Source organism: Acidaminococcus timonensis (assembly GCF_900106585.1).
Taxonomy (GTDB): domain Bacteria; phylum Bacillota; class Negativicutes; order Acidaminococcales; family Acidaminococcaceae; genus Acidaminococcus; species Acidaminococcus timonensis.
The window spans coordinates 1,127,857-1,145,315 of sequence record NZ_FNWH01000006.1; the positions used below are offsets into that span (position 1 = coordinate 1,127,857).

At 50.6% G+C, this 17,459-nt stretch carries 26 protein-coding genes; 3 read left to right on the forward strand and 23 right to left on the reverse strand.

The features are described 5' to 3' along the window. Positions 1 to 3 precede the first annotated feature (3 nt). The 23 genes from BQ5462_RS09145 to BQ5462_RS09255 form a co-directional block, all read right to left on the reverse strand. Positions 4 to 300, reverse strand: a complete 297-nt coding sequence (locus tag BQ5462_RS09145; protein WP_071143018.1) for a head-tail connector protein — start codon at positions 298 to 300, stop codon at positions 4 to 6. Next, the gene (locus BQ5462_RS09150; RefSeq protein ID WP_071143019.1) at positions 301 to 2,148 is read right to left on the reverse strand and encodes a terminase TerL endonuclease subunit; all 1,848 of its coding nucleotides are present in this window, start codon (positions 2,146 to 2,148) and stop codon (positions 301 to 303) included. Continuing rightward, positions 2,149 to 2,562 carry a DUF2225 domain-containing protein gene (locus BQ5462_RS09155; RefSeq protein WP_071143020.1) on the reverse strand — a complete coding sequence of 138 codons (414 nt, stop codon included), beginning with the start codon at positions 2,560 to 2,562 and terminating at the stop codon, positions 2,149 to 2,151. Then, the gene (locus BQ5462_RS09160) at positions 2,549 to 2,893 is read right to left on the reverse strand and encodes a hypothetical protein (protein WP_071143021.1); all 345 of its coding nucleotides are present in this window, start codon (positions 2,891 to 2,893) and stop codon (positions 2,549 to 2,551) included. Before BQ5462_RS09160 ends, BQ5462_RS09155 begins: the two co-directional genes overlap by 14 nt. Positions 2,894 to 3,124: 231 nt before the next feature. Continuing rightward, positions 3,125 to 3,547 carry a hypothetical protein gene (locus tag BQ5462_RS09165; protein WP_071143022.1) on the reverse strand — a complete coding sequence of 141 codons (423 nt, stop codon included), beginning with the start codon at positions 3,545 to 3,547 and terminating at the stop codon, positions 3,125 to 3,127. Further along, positions 3,534 to 3,941, reverse strand: a complete 408-nt coding sequence (locus BQ5462_RS11095) for a DUF3310 domain-containing protein (protein WP_143038047.1) — start codon at positions 3,939 to 3,941, stop codon at positions 3,534 to 3,536. Before BQ5462_RS11095 ends, BQ5462_RS09165 begins: the two co-directional genes overlap by 14 nt. Before the next feature lie 458 nt (positions 3,942 to 4,399). Continuing rightward, the gene (locus tag BQ5462_RS09175) at positions 4,400 to 5,002 is read right to left on the reverse strand and encodes a VRR-NUC domain-containing protein (protein WP_071143023.1); all 603 of its coding nucleotides are present in this window, start codon (positions 5,000 to 5,002) and stop codon (positions 4,400 to 4,402) included. Further along, the gene (locus BQ5462_RS09180) at positions 4,999 to 5,247 is read right to left on the reverse strand and encodes a hypothetical protein (RefSeq protein ID WP_071143024.1); all 249 of its coding nucleotides are present in this window, start codon (positions 5,245 to 5,247) and stop codon (positions 4,999 to 5,001) included. The genes BQ5462_RS09175 and BQ5462_RS09180 overlap by 4 nt, the downstream gene beginning before the upstream one ends. After that, entirely contained in the window at positions 5,244 to 6,641 is a 1,398-nt protein-coding gene (locus BQ5462_RS09185) for a DEAD/DEAH box helicase (RefSeq protein WP_071143025.1), read from the reverse strand. Before BQ5462_RS09185 ends, BQ5462_RS09180 begins: the two co-directional genes overlap by 4 nt. A 3-nt stretch (positions 6,642 to 6,644) precedes the next feature. Beyond that, positions 6,645 to 6,821: a hypothetical protein gene (locus BQ5462_RS11275; protein WP_159429687.1), complete on the reverse strand. Its 177-nt coding sequence runs from the start codon at positions 6,819 to 6,821 to the stop codon at positions 6,645 to 6,647. 3 nt (positions 6,822 to 6,824) lie between these two features. Next, positions 6,825 to 7,364 carry a dUTP diphosphatase gene (locus tag BQ5462_RS09190; RefSeq protein ID WP_083378126.1) on the reverse strand — a complete coding sequence of 180 codons (540 nt, stop codon included), beginning with the start codon at positions 7,362 to 7,364 and terminating at the stop codon, positions 6,825 to 6,827. Then, positions 7,333 to 7,602: a hypothetical protein gene (locus BQ5462_RS09195; RefSeq protein WP_143038048.1), complete on the reverse strand. Its 270-nt coding sequence runs from the start codon at positions 7,600 to 7,602 to the stop codon at positions 7,333 to 7,335. Before BQ5462_RS09195 ends, BQ5462_RS09190 begins: the two co-directional genes overlap by 32 nt. Further along, positions 7,577 to 7,828 carry a hypothetical protein gene (locus BQ5462_RS09200; RefSeq protein ID WP_071143028.1) on the reverse strand — a complete coding sequence of 84 codons (252 nt, stop codon included), beginning with the start codon at positions 7,826 to 7,828 and terminating at the stop codon, positions 7,577 to 7,579. The genes BQ5462_RS09195 and BQ5462_RS09200 overlap by 26 nt, the downstream gene beginning before the upstream one ends. Further along, positions 7,825 to 8,031 (reverse strand): hypothetical protein, encoded by a 207-nt coding sequence (locus tag BQ5462_RS09205; RefSeq protein ID WP_071143029.1) that lies wholly within the window; start codon positions 8,029 to 8,031, stop codon positions 7,825 to 7,827. Before BQ5462_RS09205 ends, BQ5462_RS09200 begins: the two co-directional genes overlap by 4 nt. 326 nt (positions 8,032 to 8,357) lie before the next feature. Beyond that, positions 8,358 to 10,946: a DUF927 domain-containing protein gene (locus BQ5462_RS09210; protein ID WP_071143030.1), complete on the reverse strand. Its 2,589-nt coding sequence runs from the start codon at positions 10,944 to 10,946 to the stop codon at positions 8,358 to 8,360. Next, a complete protein-coding gene (locus tag BQ5462_RS09215) occupies positions 10,934 to 11,509 on the reverse strand; it encodes a hypothetical protein (RefSeq protein WP_071143031.1) in 576 nt (191 codons plus the stop codon). The genes BQ5462_RS09210 and BQ5462_RS09215 overlap by 13 nt, the downstream gene beginning before the upstream one ends. Continuing rightward, positions 11,496 to 12,149, reverse strand: a complete 654-nt coding sequence (locus BQ5462_RS09220) for a DEAD/DEAH box helicase family protein (protein WP_071143032.1) — start codon at positions 12,147 to 12,149, stop codon at positions 11,496 to 11,498. The genes BQ5462_RS09215 and BQ5462_RS09220 overlap by 14 nt, the downstream gene beginning before the upstream one ends. Positions 12,150 to 12,151: 2 nt before the next feature. Continuing rightward, positions 12,152 to 12,685: a host-nuclease inhibitor Gam family protein gene (locus BQ5462_RS09225; RefSeq protein WP_071143033.1), complete on the reverse strand. Its 534-nt coding sequence runs from the start codon at positions 12,683 to 12,685 to the stop codon at positions 12,152 to 12,154. A gap of 113 nt (positions 12,686 to 12,798) precedes the next feature. Then, complete coding sequence (locus BQ5462_RS09230) at positions 12,799 to 13,287, reverse strand: hypothetical protein (protein WP_071143034.1); 489 nt, start codon at positions 13,285 to 13,287, stop codon at positions 12,799 to 12,801. Further along, positions 13,265 to 13,546 (reverse strand): helix-turn-helix domain-containing protein, encoded by a 282-nt coding sequence (locus BQ5462_RS09235; protein ID WP_071143035.1) that lies wholly within the window; start codon positions 13,544 to 13,546, stop codon positions 13,265 to 13,267. The genes BQ5462_RS09230 and BQ5462_RS09235 overlap by 23 nt, the downstream gene beginning before the upstream one ends. Positions 13,547 to 13,560: 14 nt before the next feature. Further along, positions 13,561 to 13,884: a hypothetical protein gene (locus BQ5462_RS09240; protein WP_071143036.1), complete on the reverse strand. Its 324-nt coding sequence runs from the start codon at positions 13,882 to 13,884 to the stop codon at positions 13,561 to 13,563. An 18-nt stretch (positions 13,885 to 13,902) separates the two neighbouring features. Next, positions 13,903 to 14,259 (reverse strand): hypothetical protein, encoded by a 357-nt coding sequence (locus BQ5462_RS09245; RefSeq protein ID WP_071143037.1) that lies wholly within the window; start codon positions 14,257 to 14,259, stop codon positions 13,903 to 13,905. Positions 14,260 to 14,575: 316 nt separating this feature from the next. After that, positions 14,576 to 14,788, reverse strand: a complete 213-nt coding sequence (locus BQ5462_RS09255) for a helix-turn-helix domain-containing protein (protein ID WP_071143039.1) — start codon at positions 14,786 to 14,788, stop codon at positions 14,576 to 14,578. 166 nt (positions 14,789 to 14,954) lie between these two features. Here BQ5462_RS09255 and BQ5462_RS09260 point away from each other — a divergent pair, with 166 nt between their 5' ends. From BQ5462_RS09260 to BQ5462_RS09270, 3 genes are read left to right on the forward strand one after another with little or no spacing between them, the layout of a single operon-like run. Then, positions 14,955 to 15,563 (forward strand): LexA family protein, encoded by a 609-nt coding sequence (locus tag BQ5462_RS09260; protein WP_071143040.1) that lies wholly within the window; start codon positions 14,955 to 14,957, stop codon positions 15,561 to 15,563. Between the two features lie 14 nt (positions 15,564 to 15,577). Then, entirely contained in the window at positions 15,578 to 16,219 is a 642-nt protein-coding gene (locus BQ5462_RS09265) for a hypothetical protein (RefSeq protein ID WP_071143041.1), read from the forward strand. Positions 16,220 to 16,221: 2 nt separating this feature from the next. Next, positions 16,222 to 17,400: a site-specific integrase gene (locus tag BQ5462_RS09270; protein ID WP_071143042.1), complete on the forward strand. Its 1,179-nt coding sequence runs from the start codon at positions 16,222 to 16,224 to the stop codon at positions 17,398 to 17,400. Positions 17,401 to 17,459 lie beyond the last annotated feature (59 nt).

Here is a 17,459-nt window from a genome sequence, read left to right on the forward strand (position 1 = left end):
TCCTCATTCCTTTCTATACAGCTGTAACTGGGTAATCATAGCGCGGGCGCGCGGGTCCATCCCGGCGCTTCCTTCGGCCCATCCACCTTCCCGGTTGTCGTAAGCATCCGGCAGCCAGAAATCCAGCACCCAGGCGTCCGCCTTATTTTTAAAATTTTCGTTGCTGTCATAAATCGCCTGGAAATCGTCTATAGCATCTTCCAGGTATCCGTACCCGGCGGAAATTTCCCGGGTTAAAATCCTGTCGTCGTCGCTCCCCACGATATTTAAATATTCCTTGACTTCATCAAGCGTGACCATTTACTCACCCCTTACCATTTCCAGCCAGTCATCCACGATCTCGTTTCCGTCAACGTCGCCCCGGCTCCAATCGATATACGGGGCGATGAACCCGGTCAGCATGGCGTCCACCGGGTCAATGCGGACGTTGCTGTCAGCCCTCAGACTGATTTTTTCCAGGCTGTAATAGCCCGTCGGGTTCTTGACCATTACCGCGTTCATCATGGCTTTTTCTAAAATATCTTCGTTTCCGGCGCTGTAGATAATGGATTTATCTTTCCAGAGTCCGGACAAAATCTCGATGTATTGACTCAGTGCCTTGGGGCTTTGGTTTTGCAGGATGAACGTGTCGCACATCTCGGCCAGCTGCTCCTGTATGCCCGCAATCCCGTAGGGGTCCGCGGCGATGGTTACATAATGCAGGCCGTGCTTCTCCATCGTTGCCCGGATGTATTCCAGGACTTGCCCGGCGTCGATATTCTCGCCGCCTCCGCCGGTGCAAAGAAATAATTCTCGGTCCACATAATCACGGTAGGGAAATTTATCCGCGTCCACGTGCATCTGTAATTTATTCTTTGGCATCCAGGACACAACGTGGCAAAACATCCGCGGGGTTCCCTTTGGACTTTCAGCCTTTAATATTTTCCCGTCCTGTTCCTTGACGATCGCCCCGAACCAAACGGACGTTAAATCCAGGGTGTGGGACAGGTCAATGCCCAGATACCAGTCTTTGTAGCCCTTGCCCACAACATCAGCAAAACCGACGGGCGCGCCGCACGCTTTCATCTGTTCAAACGTGCACAATCCGCGGTCCTCAGCCGAATACCACACGTTGCATTGCTTCGTCGCGAATGATTGCAGTTCAAAGCCTTTAACCTCGTTCGCTGCCCGCGCCTTTGCCGTGTAGGATTTTTTAATGTAGTCCTTGACGGTATAGCCGTCCTGCTGAAAAAGCAGCACCGGGTTTGCCTTGCCCCATACCTTGATAGAAGAAAAATCTTTTTTCGCTATATCTTCTTTGTCCGGCTCGCACAAAAACAGGAAATTTTCGTCCGGCAGCGTTCCCTCGAATAGGTTCTTCTCCAGGCTTAACCATTTTTTATGATTCGTTCCACCGATCTCAAACTGCGCCGTGCTCATAGTCACTAGCAATTTATCTTTGTAATGACCTTGCCCGTCCTGGATGGTTTTCGTTATGATTTCGTCGCATAACATCTCTTCATCGATTACCGCCACACGGTTAGTAAATCCATCCAGGGATTTTTTCGCGCCGCTCCCGGTCCGGAACATATCCAGTTTATTGTTCGTAATCCGGCTTTTCGCCCAGCAGGCTGTCCGGTTCACGTTAGTATACGTTTCCGCCAGGTACGGGTCATTATCGATAAATTTCACAAATTCGTCAAAACAGATTTCCGCGTTCTGCCCCTTGCAGCTGGCTAGGATGATATTCTCATTCCGGTATTTGCTCATGGTCATTAGATAATGCAGGACGCCGGACAATAAAAAGGATTTTCCGTTACGCCGGGCAACGTAAATATTTGCCGTGTTCACCAGATATCCGCCGTCCGGGCGGCGCAAACCGAAAATCCCGCACATGATAAATTTCTGCGCCGGATATAATTCCAGGTGCTTTGCCCGTCCATCTTGATCCACATAAATCAGCAGGTTCAAAAATTTAAACATCATGGCCATTTCATCGGCAGCAAAACGGTATTTTTTCGCAAGGTCCAGAAAACGGGTGAAGCACAGCAGCTCCGCCCGCCCCAGCAATCCCTTCTTATCGCGTTCAACCAGTGCCCGGTAGTAGTCGCCTATGCAGTTTTTGAGTTCCGCGGGGACCTTTGCCGATCGCAGTTCCTTTTCATACATTTAACCACCACCAAAACGTTTTCTAAATTCCATAATACCTGCCTGGATTCTTTCCAGGGCTGCTTCTTTGTCCTTCTTGTACATGGCATGGATTTCCGCGTGGCTCTCAATGCTTACCGTAATGAGATTGTCCAGGCGGTAGGCTAGCTCCGGCGCTTCGTCCCGCTCTATGATATGATGGACCACTGGCCGCGCGGGGCGGGAGTAAATCCCAATGCCCATCATCCATATATCGTAACCCATGTATTTAATGAGCACGTTTTTACGGCACTTCTCCCATTTCCGGCTGCCGTACATTTTCCTCGCTTCGTTTTCTTGCATCCGTTTATTTTGATACTTCCGGGTACAGACGGGGCAGCGCTTCCCTTCGTATAGCTGATGGCACGTTGGACAGCGTTTTTTAATCGCTCCCATTTTTCCGCGCATCCTCTAATAGTTCAAAGTATGGGTTTTTATCGGCTTTCAGTTCCTCTTTTATGGAGTCAAATTTCAAGGTCTTGTATAGTGCAATGGCGATCTTATTAAATTCTTTGTACAGCCCGATCAGTGTTGCCAGCTCGTCCGGTTCCTTGACGCCTAGCCCGTCCTGGATTTCCTTTGATACTTCATTGCTCATGATGGTAAAGCGGCAATATTGCAAGATTAGATCCTTGTTAACGTCGTTGATACTGTCACACTTATTCTTTAGACTGTATATAAATTGATAAAGATTATTAATTTCTCTTGTTCTGCTTGCTTTTGCCATTTCCGTTAACCACCTTGAGAAAAAATGGAAACCCACCTCCGAATTGCAAACCTCGTGCCAACTTTTCCGAACCATACCCCCTATCGCGTGAAATCTTTGTGAACAATTTGTGCAATAAAAATACCGTGCCAATTAATGACACGGTATTTTTACGGAAGTCTTTGCTGTCAGAGTAAGAGGGGAATCTTAAACTGAAAACCATATGAAAGGGATAAACCTACATAATACATTTTACCTCTTTTGTGGTCGCCAGTCTACCAATGCTTTGCACAGCTCCGCTTTAGCTGCTGCATAATCCCGACGCAATGTTGTGTATGGTGTCTTAATGGTATTGGATATAGTAAGCAGAGGCACCCCATACATACCATGGGTATACAGTAGATACCTGTAATGCTCGTTATCAATCCGTTTAACATATCCTTGCATCACCATTAACTCCCGCTTTAACGCTTTAATGCGCTGTGTATTGTCCTCCAGCCTTGCCACATCATCAGCCATATCATGAGCGGCCCCGCCTTGCACGTAGTCACGGCTGGGGTCTACGGCTGACGGGGAAGAGATGGCGAGGATAAATTCCTCACGCTCTTCTTCCAGCTTTTTCAGCCGTTGCACAACCCCAGCCGCTGCTTCCAGGAATTGATCAGCTACGTTCATTGGCTTCCACCAGTTCGGCAAGCTCTTCCAGGCATTTGATGGCCTTTCTGATGTCCTTGCTCCCGCCTTTCTTGGGATAACGGTACAGATATTTCACGTTGTCATAAATGTACGGCGCTTCTTCTGCCGTGCTGCCCCACGCCATAATGCGCTGAATTTCCCGGCACTCTATCCCGTCCCTCCAGGTGTACCGATCTGCTGCATCCTTGCCGGTGTTATCAGTCTTGCCAGCTGGCACCCGTTTTGCTGCCGCGATGACGGGGCACTCGTCCACCATGGACAGCGGCGTTCCGCACGTGCTGGTTACATGGCAACGGGGATCCACGCGTTTTTTATCCTCGTCAATTTTAAATGTACAATACTCACAGGTTTTACAGATTTTAATATCCATCATGTTGCCTCCTCGTTAAGAAATTTCTGTAGCACTCGCGGCCGCAAAAATAAATCTTTTTGCCGCGCCGGTCTTTTGTCCACCATTTCCAGGTCGGGGTGCAGCGGAAAACACCGCCGCAATCACCGCACGCCCGGAAAACATCAGGTTTTACATACATAATGCCTCCGCCCCAATCTGTCCTCGGTCAGTCTCTTGCAATGGTCGCTGCAGAACCAATAGCGCTTATGTCTGTAATAAAATGTGTACGGATACTTGCCCACTAGGGGTACGATAAACTCCTTGCCGCATTTGTCGCAAACATGGCGCCTGGCCTCAATGCTCCCCGCTCTCGTTGTCCCCATCAGATGGCGCGCCCCCAATCCGTATAGCCAGACAGCCCTACTATGGCAATAATCGCGGCAATCAGGATATACAAAGCAATGCCAGCCATAGCAATCTCTGCCCTCCATTCGTGCATTTTAAACACCTACCTTTCCTAAATAAAATAATTCATCGGTCAACGGTTTGGCGTATTTTTTAAACATCTTCAGACTCTCCTGATAAACGTCTTGACGTTCGCAGGGAACGATCCGGAAGCCGAATTTGTCGTTCTTTTCCAGCCTTGCCCCGCAATCCCGTACGGCAAACAGCGCGCCGAATAGCTCTCGGCAATCACTGGAAAAGGTCAGCAGCTTTAACCATAAATCCGAATCATCCGGCAGCCGTTCCGCGGCCGGGTCCATGACTACCAGGCCCATACCGTCAAAAATAGCATCGTTGACCATTTTTAATGCGTCGTCTACGCTGTAGGCAACGCAAGCCAGGGCGCCGGACGATTTGGCCATATGGATAAACCGCAGCTGCTCTTCCGTCGGCTTGTTCGGCTTTACTTTGACCTCGACAAAAAACATACGTCCAGTTGTGGGCAAAAATCCGGACAGGTCCGGGCGGCCTTTAGGCGCGCCGGTGGAAAACCACCGGCCGTCTTTGGTCTGGACCTTGCCAACGTTGATGCGCTCAACGTAGCAGCCGCGCTCTGATAAAGCGATCTCGATTTCGTGCATAAGGTCTGTTTCTGTCATTTCTTGCCCTCCTGTTTGTAAACGTCAATATACAAAACACCAGGCATTCCGTCCCCTTCGCCACCAGCCATAATATTGTATACTTCATAATCAAGGAACGGCTCTACATCGTGATACTTCATTGCATCATAATAACCATCGAAAATAATTCCTTCTCCGTTTTCTTCCCCCTCGTAACATGGTCTACTAATAAACAGCTTGCCAGTAGTATTAACCACTTTTAATACATCTTCCAGTTTTATCATGCTTTCCTCCTTCTGAACCAACCCTCGCTGAATTTCCGTGCTACGCCCCTATATTTCGGGGGCATCTCCAAACCCATTTCCGCGGCCTTGTGCAAGCTCCAGCCAAATTTATACCCTTTCGCCTTGCGGAAAATTTCCAGCTCTGCCCAGGTTTTGCAGCGCTTGTAATCTCCATACGGTGATTCTTTGATTTCTTCCAACGTTAACCCGTCCACCGTTTCCTGCTCCCTGTCTTTATCGCCGCCGCTGCTGTCCCTCGCGGCTTTAAACTCATAGCCGCAATACGGACACGCGGGCGCCGGTTTAAAAACGTGGAAGCATACCGGGCACTGCGTTACTGTCGTTTCAGCCTGCTTTTTCCGTTTTTTAGGTTTTAGGCTCCACTCCCGGTCGTCGTCCGGGAACCCATGGCGGGTGTAGTTGCCCACATGGTCCAGGATGATGGCCTCTTTACCTGGATTGCCCGGGTCCGTCCTCATAGGCCGCATAGCTTGCTGGATATACAGCGTCAGGGATTTTGTGGGCCTCAGCAAACACACGACCTCGCAATCCGGGACGTCAAAACCCTCCCCGAACAGGTCCACGTTGCACAACACCAGGACGCGTCCGGCCCGGAAATCCTCAACGATCTTTTGCCGCAGCGCCGCGGGCGTCTGTCCGTCCAGGTGTTCCGCGGGTATTCCGGCGGCTTGAAACGCTGCCACCGTCCCCTTGCTTGACTTGATACTGGCGCAGTATACAATGGTCTTTTTACCGTCCGCGTAATGCTTCCAGTTCTTTACCGTATCGCCAAAAATCGCGCCCTTTTCCATCAGCTCTGCCACTTCCTCTGGGGCGTAATCCCCGTTGCGCGTGTGCAGCCCTTTGGGGTCAGCCAGGGGCGCGGAGTACAGGTGATACGGTGCCAGATAATGGTTATCAATCAACCATTTTGTTGATACCGACGTTATAAGTTGCTGAAACACCTTGCCCAGGCCGCCTTCTCCCATCCGCTGCGGCGTTGCCGTAAATCCAACCACCAGAGCCTTTGGGAAATACTCAATGATTTTCTGGTAGGTCCGGGACAGAATGTGGTGGGCTTCGTCCACGATAATCAGCACCGGCGGGGCCAGGCTGCGCAAACGGCGGCTGGCTGTCTGTACCATCATCACGTTGCACAGGTCCGGGTCCACGCCTTGCCGGTGCATGGTTCGCTTGATCTGTTCTACCAGCTCCCGGCGATGGACCAAAAACAGCACCCGCGCCCCGTTGTCCGTGGACGCTCTGGCAATGGTGGCAATGATAACGGATTTACCGCCCCCACATCCCAGGACGGCACAAACGCGCTGGTTGCCGCGGTTAATAGCCGTCCGGATGTTATTCACAAGTTCCCTCTGATATGGCCGTAACTCCATTGATTACCCTTCTTTCTTTTTCTCCTCCCGTTCCTTCATTCGTTTCTTCGCCCATTCTGCAAACGCTTTCAGGTCTTTCTTTGCCTGGTAACGGCGGTAAATGGTCCGGCCCTCCTCGACGGCCATAATTGCCAGGTCGATAATGGCCAAAAGCATCAGCGCTTTAAAAAGTACATCCATGGTTTACTCCCCTTTCGCGTCCGGTTTATCAGCGCGCCCCGTGCTCCCGAAGCCGCCGTTGCCCCGCTCTGTTGGTGTCAGCTCGTCCACCTGCTGCAATTCCACCGGCACGTTAAACAGCAGCTGCGCGATACGGTCGCCGTGGTAGATTGCGTCGTCCTGCTTCCAGCTAGGGACGTCATAGTCGGGGTCTATCTCACGATACAGCATACAGACCTCGCCGCGGTAATCGCTGTCAATGAGTCCCACACCGATGGGACAAACCAGCATCGTTTTTACTCCCATGCTGGACCTTGCAAGGATAAACGCGTGGATACCCTCGGGCATCTCTAGTGCAAACCCTAACGGGGTTTTTGTGGTACATCCGTTAATTCCAGGGATATAATGCAGCTTGCGGTCGGTGTCGTAATACTGATCATCTCCTGTCCCGTCAATTCGGGCGTAACAGTCATAAGCCGCCGCGCCTTTGGTTTTCTTAACAGGCATATGCCCGCCTGGGAAAACCTTGATTTTAACCACGGGTAATTTGGTCGTTTTTCTCATTTTCTTGCTCCTTTCTTAATTCATACCGCGCCCGAACCAGCTTCCGGCGCTGTTCCTTAATGACATTTTTTACGGCGTCAAGATTCTTGATTGCCGTGTCAATGATTTCTTCACCCCTCTCCGGGTGGAATGTGATTTCATTCCGGCGGGCGCTCATAGAAGCCATGGTAAGCCGTCCCGCGTTCTCCAGTAAGCCAAAAGCCAACATAGCATTATTTATGGTTGCTTTCATACTCATACTCCACCTCCTGCGTAATAGCATCTCGCAAACGATACCGCGCCAATCGTAAACGATCAATCACGTTGGCAATTTCTTCCTCTGCATCAAAAAGCCGTTGCACAGAGTCATTTAATCTCAGGTTGTACCCGTGTCGGTATCTCAGGTTCCAATTCAGCCCGCGCGCGATTTTTTGAGCATCGTGCATAGCCGTTTTGGCGTGGCATAAAGCCTTTTGGTTAATCATCTCTGTCCTTTCCTTTCCTTGTGAAGCGCTCGGGTCAACGCCAGGATAATCTTGTTGTCCTGGTCAATCGTTGCCCCCAGCCTGTGGTTTTCCGCTTCCAGTTCAGTAATGCGATCTTGCAAGGCTTCGTTTTCTCGTTCCAGGTCGTCAATGCGTTCCTCGTCCGCGTCTAACATTTCGCGCATTTCGTCAAATTCATCCACTTTTTACACCTACTTTCTTGTTTCTTCCGAAAGTCTACCATTTTGCACCCCCTTACGGTAGACTCCGGAACCCGCATCCTGCCTAGCTTTATGGCATTGTCTACCATGTCTACCCTTTTTTCGTAGAGGGGGTAGCATAATATATAAATATATCCGGACCACCAATTCCTTCCGGAATTTTAATTTCCATATATATCTATATATGTATGGTAGATATGGTAGAATGGTAGATATAGTAGTAAATATATAGGCGTGGTGCGGGTTTTCGGATTTTGAAAAGTCTACCCTACGTCTACCATCTCTACCCTTTCAGAATTTTCTTGCAACTATTTACCAGTTACCAAAACCACATAAGACGCCCGAACTCCACAAATTGATTTAGTCCATAGCACCCTCCCATCCGGACGCGTCAAGATTTTCCCTGTTGCAGCCCATTTTTTCTTGACAGCGGTAAAATTGAATCCTTCATCGGCCATAAAACGCATTAGCACGGATCTGTTAATGCTCACTTCATTTCCGCTTCGTCCGCCCCAGATACGGCCGTCGCAGTCACGGTGTTCTGCGTCGTCCTCATGGGCAACGTAAAATTTATCGGTGTTTTCCGCGATCCAGTCAACCACAGCACTATATGCCCGTTCGGAAACGTCTACCTGCTTTTTGCTCAGCAGGAACGGGGCAACGTCGGCAGGCATCAGCCCGGGAATTACGGATTTTAAAAAATAAATCCTAAAAATATCGTCTGCTACCATAAGCAGCGCCATCGTCATTGCCTGTTTGTCAGTCGTCCCCAGCTTCATCAGCTCCTGGAACGTACCATCGTAGGCGGCGCGGACGTCAACTTGCAGGGCCTTCTTGATGTATTCCGGCCCCAATGTGCCGTAGTGCTCATTGATCGCCCTGACCACCTGATTGCCGTGTTCAACTACCGGCCCGTCGCACTCAATCTCAATCACGCGGTTTTTTACGCCGCCACCAGAACTTTCGCCGGTCACGGGTTCCTCCCCCGTAAAAATAAATCCAGTGTTCCAGGTTTCGGGCTTTTCTACCCGCCGGTCGGCGGTCATGCGCGCCCGGCCTGTTTTTTCCGTAATGCGGTACAGCAATCTGTCATAGCCGTTAAAACGGTCTTTGATGGTCTGTAGTTCGTCGCCGAAAAACGGGATGTTGCGCAAGGTTGACGCAATGCCCACCAATGCGTTATCCGTCATGTTCATGGTCCTAACCATTGCGCCAAATTGCGGGTTGCCCCACACGCTGGCCGCAACCATGATACCTACGGTCTTGCCGCTGCCAGTGCCGCCCCAGAGGTGAAACACGTAGGGCAGCCCCTTAATGATTTCCAGCAGGGGCGCAGCAAGGCTAGCGGCAACGGTTAACCGCAGGTAGATGTTATCCATCAGCGGCCGCACAATCTTTAACCATTCGTCCAGGGTGCCCTTTTGCTGGATTGCATTAACCAGGGCGTCTCCTGTTGGCCCGGCGTCGATCGTCAACCCGTCAACATACGGGGCAAACCAGCCGTCCTCCGTCCATCCGAAATGGTCGATATACGTTTCCCGCGGCATATCGGCCGGGTTTTCCGTCACGCACTCGCTGATATATTTAACCAGGTACTGCGCGTTGTCCGTCGTGACTTCCAGTCCATTGTTGGCCAGGTTTACAATGCGGTTTTTGCTTGCCACATCGGCCCGGTCGGCCGTGATGTTGGACCACTTGCCCGCCTTGTAAAAATCAAGGCGGATCCGCTCCTCGCCCGTTTCGGCGTTCACCAAAATTCCCGTAGGCATCGTGGGAATCCGGCTTGCCCATTGATAGGTAAAATCGCCGCCGTTGCCCTTCGTGGTCATGCGCCGGATCCCTTCGTCATCGGCGATCCAGTCGCCGCAACGCAATGCCAGCGGCTGCCCGGTGAAATGGGTGGTATTTTCGTTGCCGTTCCGGTTCTGTGCCAGTTTAATTCTGGCCGCTTGCAGGTTTTTACAAAACTCCCGTTTTATGGCCAGGTCACTGGCCCGGAACGTGGCCAGGCTTTCCGCCCGCTGCTGCTGCACCGGGTCGTCAATCTGAATCAGCTTTAAAAGGAAATCCTCTGAAACAAGGTCCGCCCTATCCAATCCCTGGAAGTATTCCTCGGAAAATTCCACCGTGGGGAATTTGTACCCGCGGATTTTTTCCGGGTCCCCGCCTGCTTCCAGGTAATCGGCAACGTCACCTTTCACCGGGCACTCTGGCCAGATTTCCGGCAGCGGCAAAATCTTTGCCCCGCGTTCCGCCCATGCCTTGCCGTACACAGCGCCTGGATCGTCGTTGTCGGGAATAATAACTTTCCGGGCAAACTTCCCGACGGCTTTTCGGTCCGTCTCAGACAGGTTCGGGCTTTCCGCCCCCGTGTTGGTGCTGGTGGCCAGGAATCCCGCGTTGGTCATAGCGTCGGCGCATTTCTCGCCCTCAACGATGTACAGTGTCTCGGTTTTCTTTGCCGCCGTCAGACGGTCCAGGTTATACAGGTTGTTGCATGGCTTCGGCTTTTTATAAATCACCGTTCCGTCCGGACCGGTATACAAAAAGCTGAATTTTTTGTGCCCGTCTGCAAATTTTTCTCGGATTTTGCAATAAGCCTCTTTCCCGTCCGGGTCCCGGTAGGTGTAGACTATCCGTTCCACCCTCCGCCCGTGATTTTTCGGCCTTGACGGCGCAACCGGTGCAGGCGGTTCCCCGCCCACATCCAGAGCCTTTAACACCGCCGGGAGGGACGCGTGGCACTTATGACAAAATGCCAGCGTTTTCTCCCCGTCCCGGCTGATGTACAGGTGGTCCTCGTCGCCGCACACCGGGCACTGCGCAACCAGGGCGCTGCCGCGTTTATGTACGTTATTCAGTTTCCCAAGGATTTCCTCATAACTCAGAACGGACATTCTTCAACGCCCGTTTCAATGGGGGCGGTTGTTGCCGGGTTTTCAGCAGCGGGAGCGGGGGTGCTACCGTCGTTTCCTTTCAGCTTTTTCAAGTCCGGGACCTGGAATTTACCGGCGCGAATATCGGCCGCGGGCAGGGTATCGGCGATATATTGCCGTGTCTTGACCTTGCCGTCCTTGTTGATGTATTCTTCTTCCCCGATCACGGCGCCGAAAATTAAGCCGTTCAGGGCCGGTGCCTGCTGCGCGTCCGGCAAACTGTTCCAGCGGTCCATGGTCCAATCGCGGTTGGATTTTTCCAGGGCAATGAGAAAATGTTTCAGCATACCCAGGGCCGCCGGTTTGTAGCTCCGGAACAGCGCTGGCAGCCGCCAGCCGTTCATCGTTGCGTTTTTCTGGTTATGCCCGGCAAATTCTCCTTCGTTGTAATCCCACTCGATCTGGAAATACTGTTTTTCTGGCTTTTCGGTGGCGTTGACGATGGTCAACACATAACCCCCGACGGGCGGGCGGTTGCCGCCGTTTGTGGATTCGTTCACGTTATTCCAATCAACCTTTTGCATTTTCAGCTTCTCCCTTCACATTGTCTTTAATCGGTTTCATATCGTAGTATTCCCGGATCTCCGTATCGACTTTTTTCAAGTCGTTCTCGATTTTTTCGGGAAACAGCCCCATTGGGGACTTTGCCGGTGTAAAGCCGTCGCTCTGTGTGGTAAACCAATGGTTCTTACCATCCGTTTCAGCCAACAACACAATGGAAAACAGCCCCTCCACCGTCAGCTGGTTGTCTAGCATTTTCCCGGACGTTTTGGCCTTGATAAACCCGTTGTCGTCCCGCTCTGTGTGGTGCAGCAGGTAAACAATCACGTCCGGCGGGGTCTGCCGCACGATGAAGTCAATCAGGTTTCGGAAATCAACGGCGCACTGGGTAAACTTCCCATATCCCATATCCTTTACATGGTCAAACAGGAAAAACGCCATCAGGTACTGGCTGTCGTCAATAACATAGGCTTTCAGCTTCGGCCGCTTTAACGCGGCTTCGATTTCCCTGTAACCCGCGTTATTAAATAACGGCAGCTTCTTCCGAAACGGCAACGGCTTCCCGGCAACGTTAAAGATACCGATTTCGTCAGGTTCAAAATTTCTCAAGCTAGCGGATTTCCCGCTGCCGCTGGCACCCAGGATTAAAACAGGCATACCCATAGTTACACCACCTCACAAATAAATTTATCCGGCTGTTCTGTTACAGTCACGCCCGGCACGATTTCCCCGTCCGCCGTCACCATGTGGTCGCCGTCAGCCTTGCAGGTCTTTTTCAGGGCGGCCCAATCAACGGATTTTTTCACCTTGACGAACCCCGGCGCGCTGCTTTCGGCAAATTCCAGAAGGGCGGCTTCGTCACGGTCGATTTTTGCTGGGACCTTGCGGAATCCGAATTTCCCACCTGGCAAGGAAATGGTCCGTTTTTTCTTGCCGGTCAAGGCTTCTTCCGCGTATCCGGCGAGAAGGGCTTCGAAATGTTCGCAATCCCGGTTGTACGGCGCAATGGTGTTTTCCAGCCACTGATCCAGCTGCCGTTTCTTTGCTTCGTAAAATGCCCGGGCACCCATGATTTCCGCCTTTGCTTCGGAAATCTTTTCCAGGCACCAGTTCGCCTGGTCGTCGTTTTCCGGCTTCCAGTGCTCTCGGCTCTCAGCAGGGGCGGGGGCGGTAAAATCCAGGTAGTCAGATTCAAGCATCCTTTTTCACCTCTTTCTGTTCCTCAGCCAGGGCTTTTCTCAGGTTTTCCACGTAGGCCGTCGGGACCTCTTTTAGGTCCTCAAACCGCGTTTCCCGTGTGTGTAACAGCAGCTCAACGGCTGCACTCTTCAGGCTCATCGACTCCAACCTCCTTTAACAGCTCTTTATAATCCAGGCCCAAAACCTTACAGGCTAGGTAAGTGGTAGAGTCAGACGGCGCCCCGCCGACACAAATCATGTATGACCATGAGCCAGCACTTAACCCGATTCTTTCAGACAGGGTAAAATTTGCGACACATTTAGCAATCCGGGCACGTTCCAGGATTTTCGCGGCTTTCTTGCGCTGTTCCCGGGACAGGAACGGCAGCTTCATGGGTGCCGTTTTTACCAGGCTGCGCATGGGTACACCAGGCGCGATATAGTCACGGATTTTTAAATATTGCCACGGCTCCAGGATTGTAGCCTGGGAAAGTTTCTCCCATCGCAGCAGCCAGGAGGGGTCGTGGTCTGCTTGTTTCGCAACCTCTGTAGCTGTAAATCGCCGCGTTATCCTGATGTAACGTTCCCAGTCCCGAAAATTATTGGCCATTTCGTTGTCCACCAGCATCACCTCCCTGTTCCAGCCATTCCAGGAAGTGTTCCCGGGTGGCCAGGTATTTCTTGCCAATCCGGAAAACTTTCAACCTCCCGGATTTCATGATTTCCCTTGCCCTGTATTCGCTGCAATCCAGGGCGTTCATCAACGCCTCTATATCCAGGACGGATGGCAACGCCGCGCCGAACACCGGCCCATGGAGTTGCGCTTCCAGATTCTTCACCCGCTGTTCCAGGATGGCAACGCGGGCATCAATGGTTTCCATAAAATCACCGCCTTTTAATTCAATAACGTGTCACGTAAAGCCAGGTTAATTCTGGCAACGACTTGGTTTATTTTTATTTTCCGATTGTATGACGGCCGCGGCTTCGTGGTCCTTTTAATCAGCCCTTCCAGCATGGTTACGATCATCACAAACAGCGTTTCTTCATCGGCTTCAATTTGCGTTACTGTTGTAATTGCTTCCGGGTCGCGTTCTGACTCTTCGACGATTTCCGCGGAGTCCTTGTAACCAGATATGGACAAAACGTACTGCCTCACACCGGCATCATTCAGGATTTCTTTCACCTTGTCCATGGTCTTGTTCAGCGCTTCCTCTTTCATAGGTTTATCCCCTTCCTTTTAATTCATGGCTTCCGGGTCATCGCCAATGACGGCATCAATCAGCCTAGTAAGAAAATACGCTACATTTTTCTTTTCCTCTGGGTGGCTCTTGACCAACTCCTCGATATGGGACCCAACGGAAGCCAGCATACAAACAGTATCCATCTTCTGAAAGACATGGGAGCCGTATTTCTTAAGTTCCCTTTTGTCGCTTACGTCGATTCTTTCCGCGTCGTCGGCGCTGTCCAGACGCGTTGCAAAAATTAACACTTGTTTAAACCCGGCATTTCGCAATACGCTGGCTGCTAAATTAAAGGGCGCCCTTTCCTCATGGCTCAAGGTCCCTTTCACCTTGTTCATCGTTTCTTTTTTCATGGTTCATCCTCCTTATTGCTTAAATCGTATGGTAATCACGCGCCCGGGCTGTAATCGGCCCGGGTCGGTTATATCGTTGTCAACCCGGGTCCGGTCGATAATGGTTCTTATGTCCTCGCTGCTGTCCAGCCGGGAACATATATCCCATAGGCTCTGCCCCGGTTGGACTACCCGGGACACCATCTTGCAAGGCCGTTGCTCTTGTTCCACCGCGTCCACACCGTGACTCAAAAGAGTTAGGCCACACAGCACCAGGACCACGGCGGCCAGGCCGTTTCGTTTGTTCATGTTGTTCCCCCCTCTCTTTCAGTGTCTTTTAGGACACTTTGACGTTAAAAAAAATACTCATGGTTTTGGCGTCACTCAGGTTTAGCACCTGGATGATTTTCTGGATTTCCGCCCGGGTAAACTCAGACAGCCCGCGAATTTTCTTTGACCACGTGCTGCTGCTCATCCCGATTTTCTTTAGGAATTTCTTCATGGTCAGTCCTTCTAGCTTGATCGTTGCAATCAGTTCCAGAGCGTTCATATCCGTTTCACCTCCTTGTTGTTTCCTTTAGGACACTTATAGGATACCACACACGGGAATGGAAATCAAGCACTTTTGGAAACTTTTTTCCCGTTTTTTACGGAAAAGTTGCCAAAAAGAAACTTTTTCGTGGTATAATAATGATGTAATCAGAAAGGAGAAGCCCATGAAAACCAATGAATTTATGGCAATACGGCGCAAGGAGTTGGGCCTGACGTTGGAAGAAGTTGCTCAACGTTGCGGCGTGGGAAAAAGCACAGTACGGAAATGGGAAAAGGGATTAATTAAAAATATGGGGCGGGATAAAATCGACTTGCTGGCCAGCGTCTTGCAGGTGTCGCCCGTGCTGCTGCTAAAAGACGACTTCACCTCCGACGATCTGCAACGTCATTTTAAACGCGTCCCCATGCTAGGGTATGCAGCAGCGGGTGCGCCCCTGGAAGATGTTAACCAGGACACGCCGTACTATGACGTGGATAACCGTTACAAGGTGGATTTCTGTATTACGGTGTGCGGCGACTCCATGGTCAATGCTGGCATTAATGACGGCGACATCGTTTTCGTCAAGCAACAACCCGAGGTGGAAGTTGGCCAGATCGGTTGTTTCGAAATCGACGGCGAACGGGTATGCTTAAAGCGTTTTTACAAAACGGATACCGGAGTTATGCTGGTATCAGAAAACCCAAAATATGCGCCCATGGTTTTTAACTCTGATAATTGCAGGGATTTCCGCTGTTTAGGCCTTGCCGTGTTAAAACAATCTGTTATTAAGTAAAGGAGGATATTATTATGAGTAAGAAGAAAGTTGTTATTGCAGGAATTGGACTCCTAATCATTTTAGGCGTGTATGCCACATCGCCGTCTGGAGGAAAATATGCTTTTGAGAACAATAAGATTACCAAAATAATGCAACTTAAAAACCAGAAACAGTTAGACGGTATAACGGCAGCGTTAAAATCAACAGAAATAGATCCGGAGAAAATAAAGGCGTGGAAAGTAACGGACAGAGCGGACCCAAACGGAAGAAAATATTATAGCTTCTCTACGGACGGGAAAGGGTACAGCTATGGATTATGGTTGAATCCAAATTTCACAGTCCATTCCGTAATGTATTCAGGTGTAACATTGTATGAAGAAGGAAAGGTGCTTGAAAAAATAACGGATAATATCCCATCCGAGAGAGAAATGCAACATATGCAAAAGCAAGTTGAAAAGGTAGTAAAAGCCAACTTGAAAGCACCTTCTACCGCAAAATTTAGCAATTTTAAGTTCAGAAAGATTCACGGCGTCGGGATCGTATCTGGCTTTGTTGACGCTCAGAATTCTTTTGGTGCTATGATCCGTACCCCTTTTAGTGCTTCGTTTGACTTTAAGCAAAACGGAACAATGACTAAAGTGGAAATTGACGGGAACGAGTTAGAAAAGGACTAATCATGGAAATCATCCATTCCCCCAACGGCACATGGGGCTTCCGTACCGTCGTTGGTCTTGACCCTGCAACGGGCAAGCGCAAACGTGTATCCCGGTTCGGCTTCCCGCGTCGCAAGGACGCGGAGGCCGCTTTGCGGGAAATCCAGGAATCCATCAAGAAACAACAATATGTTCCTGTATCCAACGTGACCTTTGAAGATTTTGCCGCTGACTGGCTGAAAATCTATGCCCAGCAAGTCAAAATATCAACCGTCCGAATCCGGGAACATAATATCGCCTGGTTAAATCGCTATTTTGCGAAAATCCCATTGCAGCAGATCACCAAACGTGATTACCAGATGTTTTTGCTGGACCTAAAAGATAAATTGCAGCCCAACACGATCTGCGGTGTCCATGCAGCGGCTAAAATGATTTTTAAGAAGGCACGGGAGTTTGAGCTGATTTACAACGATCCTACGGAATTTGCCTCGCCGCCCCGCCCGTCACGGAAAATCATTGATCCGGAACAAGACATACCGCAATACCTGGAAAAGGCTGATCTGCAACGTTTTTTGGACGAATCCCGGCGACACACTCAGTACGGCGATTATACGGCGCTGTTTATGCTGCTGGCCTATACGGGGCTCCGTATAGGGGAAGCCCTTGCCCTGACCTGGGAAGATATTGATCTGGATGCCGCGACGCTCAAAGTCACCAAAACGCTGTACAATCCAACCAGCCGTTACAATGCCTATACGCTCTTGCCGCCTAAAACGCGGACGTCGGCGCGGATTTTATCGCTGCCCACCCAGCTCGTTGCGGAACTCAAAAAATACCGCCTGGAAGCAACGGCGCGCCGGTTTACGTTTGGGGAATTATGGCATTATCCCGAAGGCAGCCGTGCCGGGTTTGTGTTTACGGCCCCCATGCACCCGGGATACCCAATAACGCAACGTAGCGTCCAGCATCATATCGATCATATACAACAGGTTTTAACCCCGCCGCTCCCTTGTCGTGTACATCCTCATATTTTCCGCCACACACACACATCGCTGCTAGCCGAGGCGGGCGTTGACCTGGTGGACATCATGGAACGGTTAGGCCATTCCGACGATACTACCACCCGAAAAATATATCTACACGTGACAAAACACATGAAACGCCGGGCGGCTGAAAAATTTTCCGAACTCATGGAACGTTGATTTTCCTACGGTTTCCCACTTTATCCCATTTCACCCCATTGTATGGCATTGACAGACTG

Bases quoted from the DNA above. Each gene is read 5' to 3' on its own strand.
- BQ5462_RS09180 (WP_071143024.1), bottom strand. From the start codon at position 5,247: ATGATAAAACTGGAAGATGTATTAAAAGTGGTTAATACTACTGGCAAG.
- BQ5462_RS09165 (WP_071143022.1), bottom strand. From the start codon at position 3,547: ATGAACGTAGCTGATCAATTCCTGGAAGCAGCGGCTGGGGTTGTGCAA.
- BQ5462_RS09190 (WP_083378126.1), bottom strand. From the start codon at position 7,364: ATGAGAAAAACGACCAAATTACCCGTGGTTAAAATCAAGGTTTTCCCA.
- BQ5462_RS09145 (WP_071143018.1), bottom strand. From the start codon at position 300: ATGGTCACGCTTGATGAAGTCAAGGAATATTTAAATATCGTGGGGAGC.
- BQ5462_RS09155 (WP_071143020.1), bottom strand. From the start codon at position 2,562: ATGGGAGCGATTAAAAAACGCTGTCCAACGTGCCATCAGCTATACGAA.
- BQ5462_RS09240 (WP_071143036.1), bottom strand. From the start codon at position 13,884: ATGAAAGAGGAAGCGCTGAACAAGACCATGGACAAGGTGAAAGAAATC.
- BQ5462_RS09200 (WP_071143028.1), bottom strand. From the start codon at position 7,828: ATGATTAACCAAAAGGCTTTATGCCACGCCAAAACGGCTATGCACGAT.
- BQ5462_RS11095 (WP_143038047.1), bottom strand. From the start codon at position 3,941: ATGATGGATATTAAAATCTGTAAAACCTGTGAGTATTGTACATTTAAA.
- BQ5462_RS09160 (WP_071143021.1), bottom strand. From the start codon at position 2,893: ATGGCAAAAGCAAGCAGAACAAGAGAAATTAATAATCTTTATCAATTT.
- BQ5462_RS09245 (WP_071143037.1), bottom strand. From the start codon at position 14,259: ATGAAAAAAGAAACGATGAACAAGGTGAAAGGGACCTTGAGCCATGAG.
- BQ5462_RS09225 (WP_071143033.1), bottom strand. From the start codon at position 12,685: ATGCTTGAATCTGACTACCTGGATTTTACCGCCCCCGCCCCTGCTGAG.
- BQ5462_RS09150 (WP_071143019.1), bottom strand. From the start codon at position 2,148: ATGTATGAAAAGGAACTGCGATCGGCAAAGGTCCCCGCGGAACTCAAA.
- BQ5462_RS09270 (WP_071143042.1), top strand. From the start codon at position 16,222: ATGGAAATCATCCATTCCCCCAACGGCACATGGGGCTTCCGTACCGTC.
- BQ5462_RS09175 (WP_071143023.1), bottom strand. From the start codon at position 5,002: ATGACAGAAACAGACCTTATGCACGAAATCGAGATCGCTTTATCAGAG.
- BQ5462_RS11275 (WP_159429687.1), bottom strand. From the start codon at position 6,821: ATGGATGTACTTTTTAAAGCGCTGATGCTTTTGGCCATTATCGACCTG.
- BQ5462_RS09220 (WP_071143032.1), bottom strand. From the start codon at position 12,149: ATGGGTATGCCTGTTTTAATCCTGGGTGCCAGCGGCAGCGGGAAATCC.
- BQ5462_RS09235 (WP_071143035.1), bottom strand. From the start codon at position 13,546: ATGGAAACCATTGATGCCCGCGTTGCCATCCTGGAACAGCGGGTGAAG.
- BQ5462_RS09255 (WP_071143039.1), bottom strand. From the start codon at position 14,788: ATGAACGCTCTGGAACTGATTGCAACGATCAAGCTAGAAGGACTGACC.
- BQ5462_RS09210 (WP_071143030.1), bottom strand. From the start codon at position 10,946: ATGTCCGTTCTGAGTTATGAGGAAATCCTTGGGAAACTGAATAACGTA.
- BQ5462_RS09215 (WP_071143031.1), bottom strand. From the start codon at position 11,509: ATGCAAAAGGTTGATTGGAATAACGTGAACGAATCCACAAACGGCGGC.
- BQ5462_RS09185 (WP_071143025.1), bottom strand. From the start codon at position 6,641: ATGGAGTTACGGCCATATCAGAGGGAACTTGTGAATAACATCCGGACG.
- BQ5462_RS09265 (WP_071143041.1), top strand. From the start codon at position 15,578: ATGAGTAAGAAGAAAGTTGTTATTGCAGGAATTGGACTCCTAATCATT.
- BQ5462_RS09195 (WP_143038048.1), bottom strand. From the start codon at position 7,602: ATGAGTATGAAAGCAACCATAAATAATGCTATGTTGGCTTTTGGCTTA.
- BQ5462_RS09260 (WP_071143040.1), top strand. From the start codon at position 14,955: ATGAAAACCAATGAATTTATGGCAATACGGCGCAAGGAGTTGGGCCTG.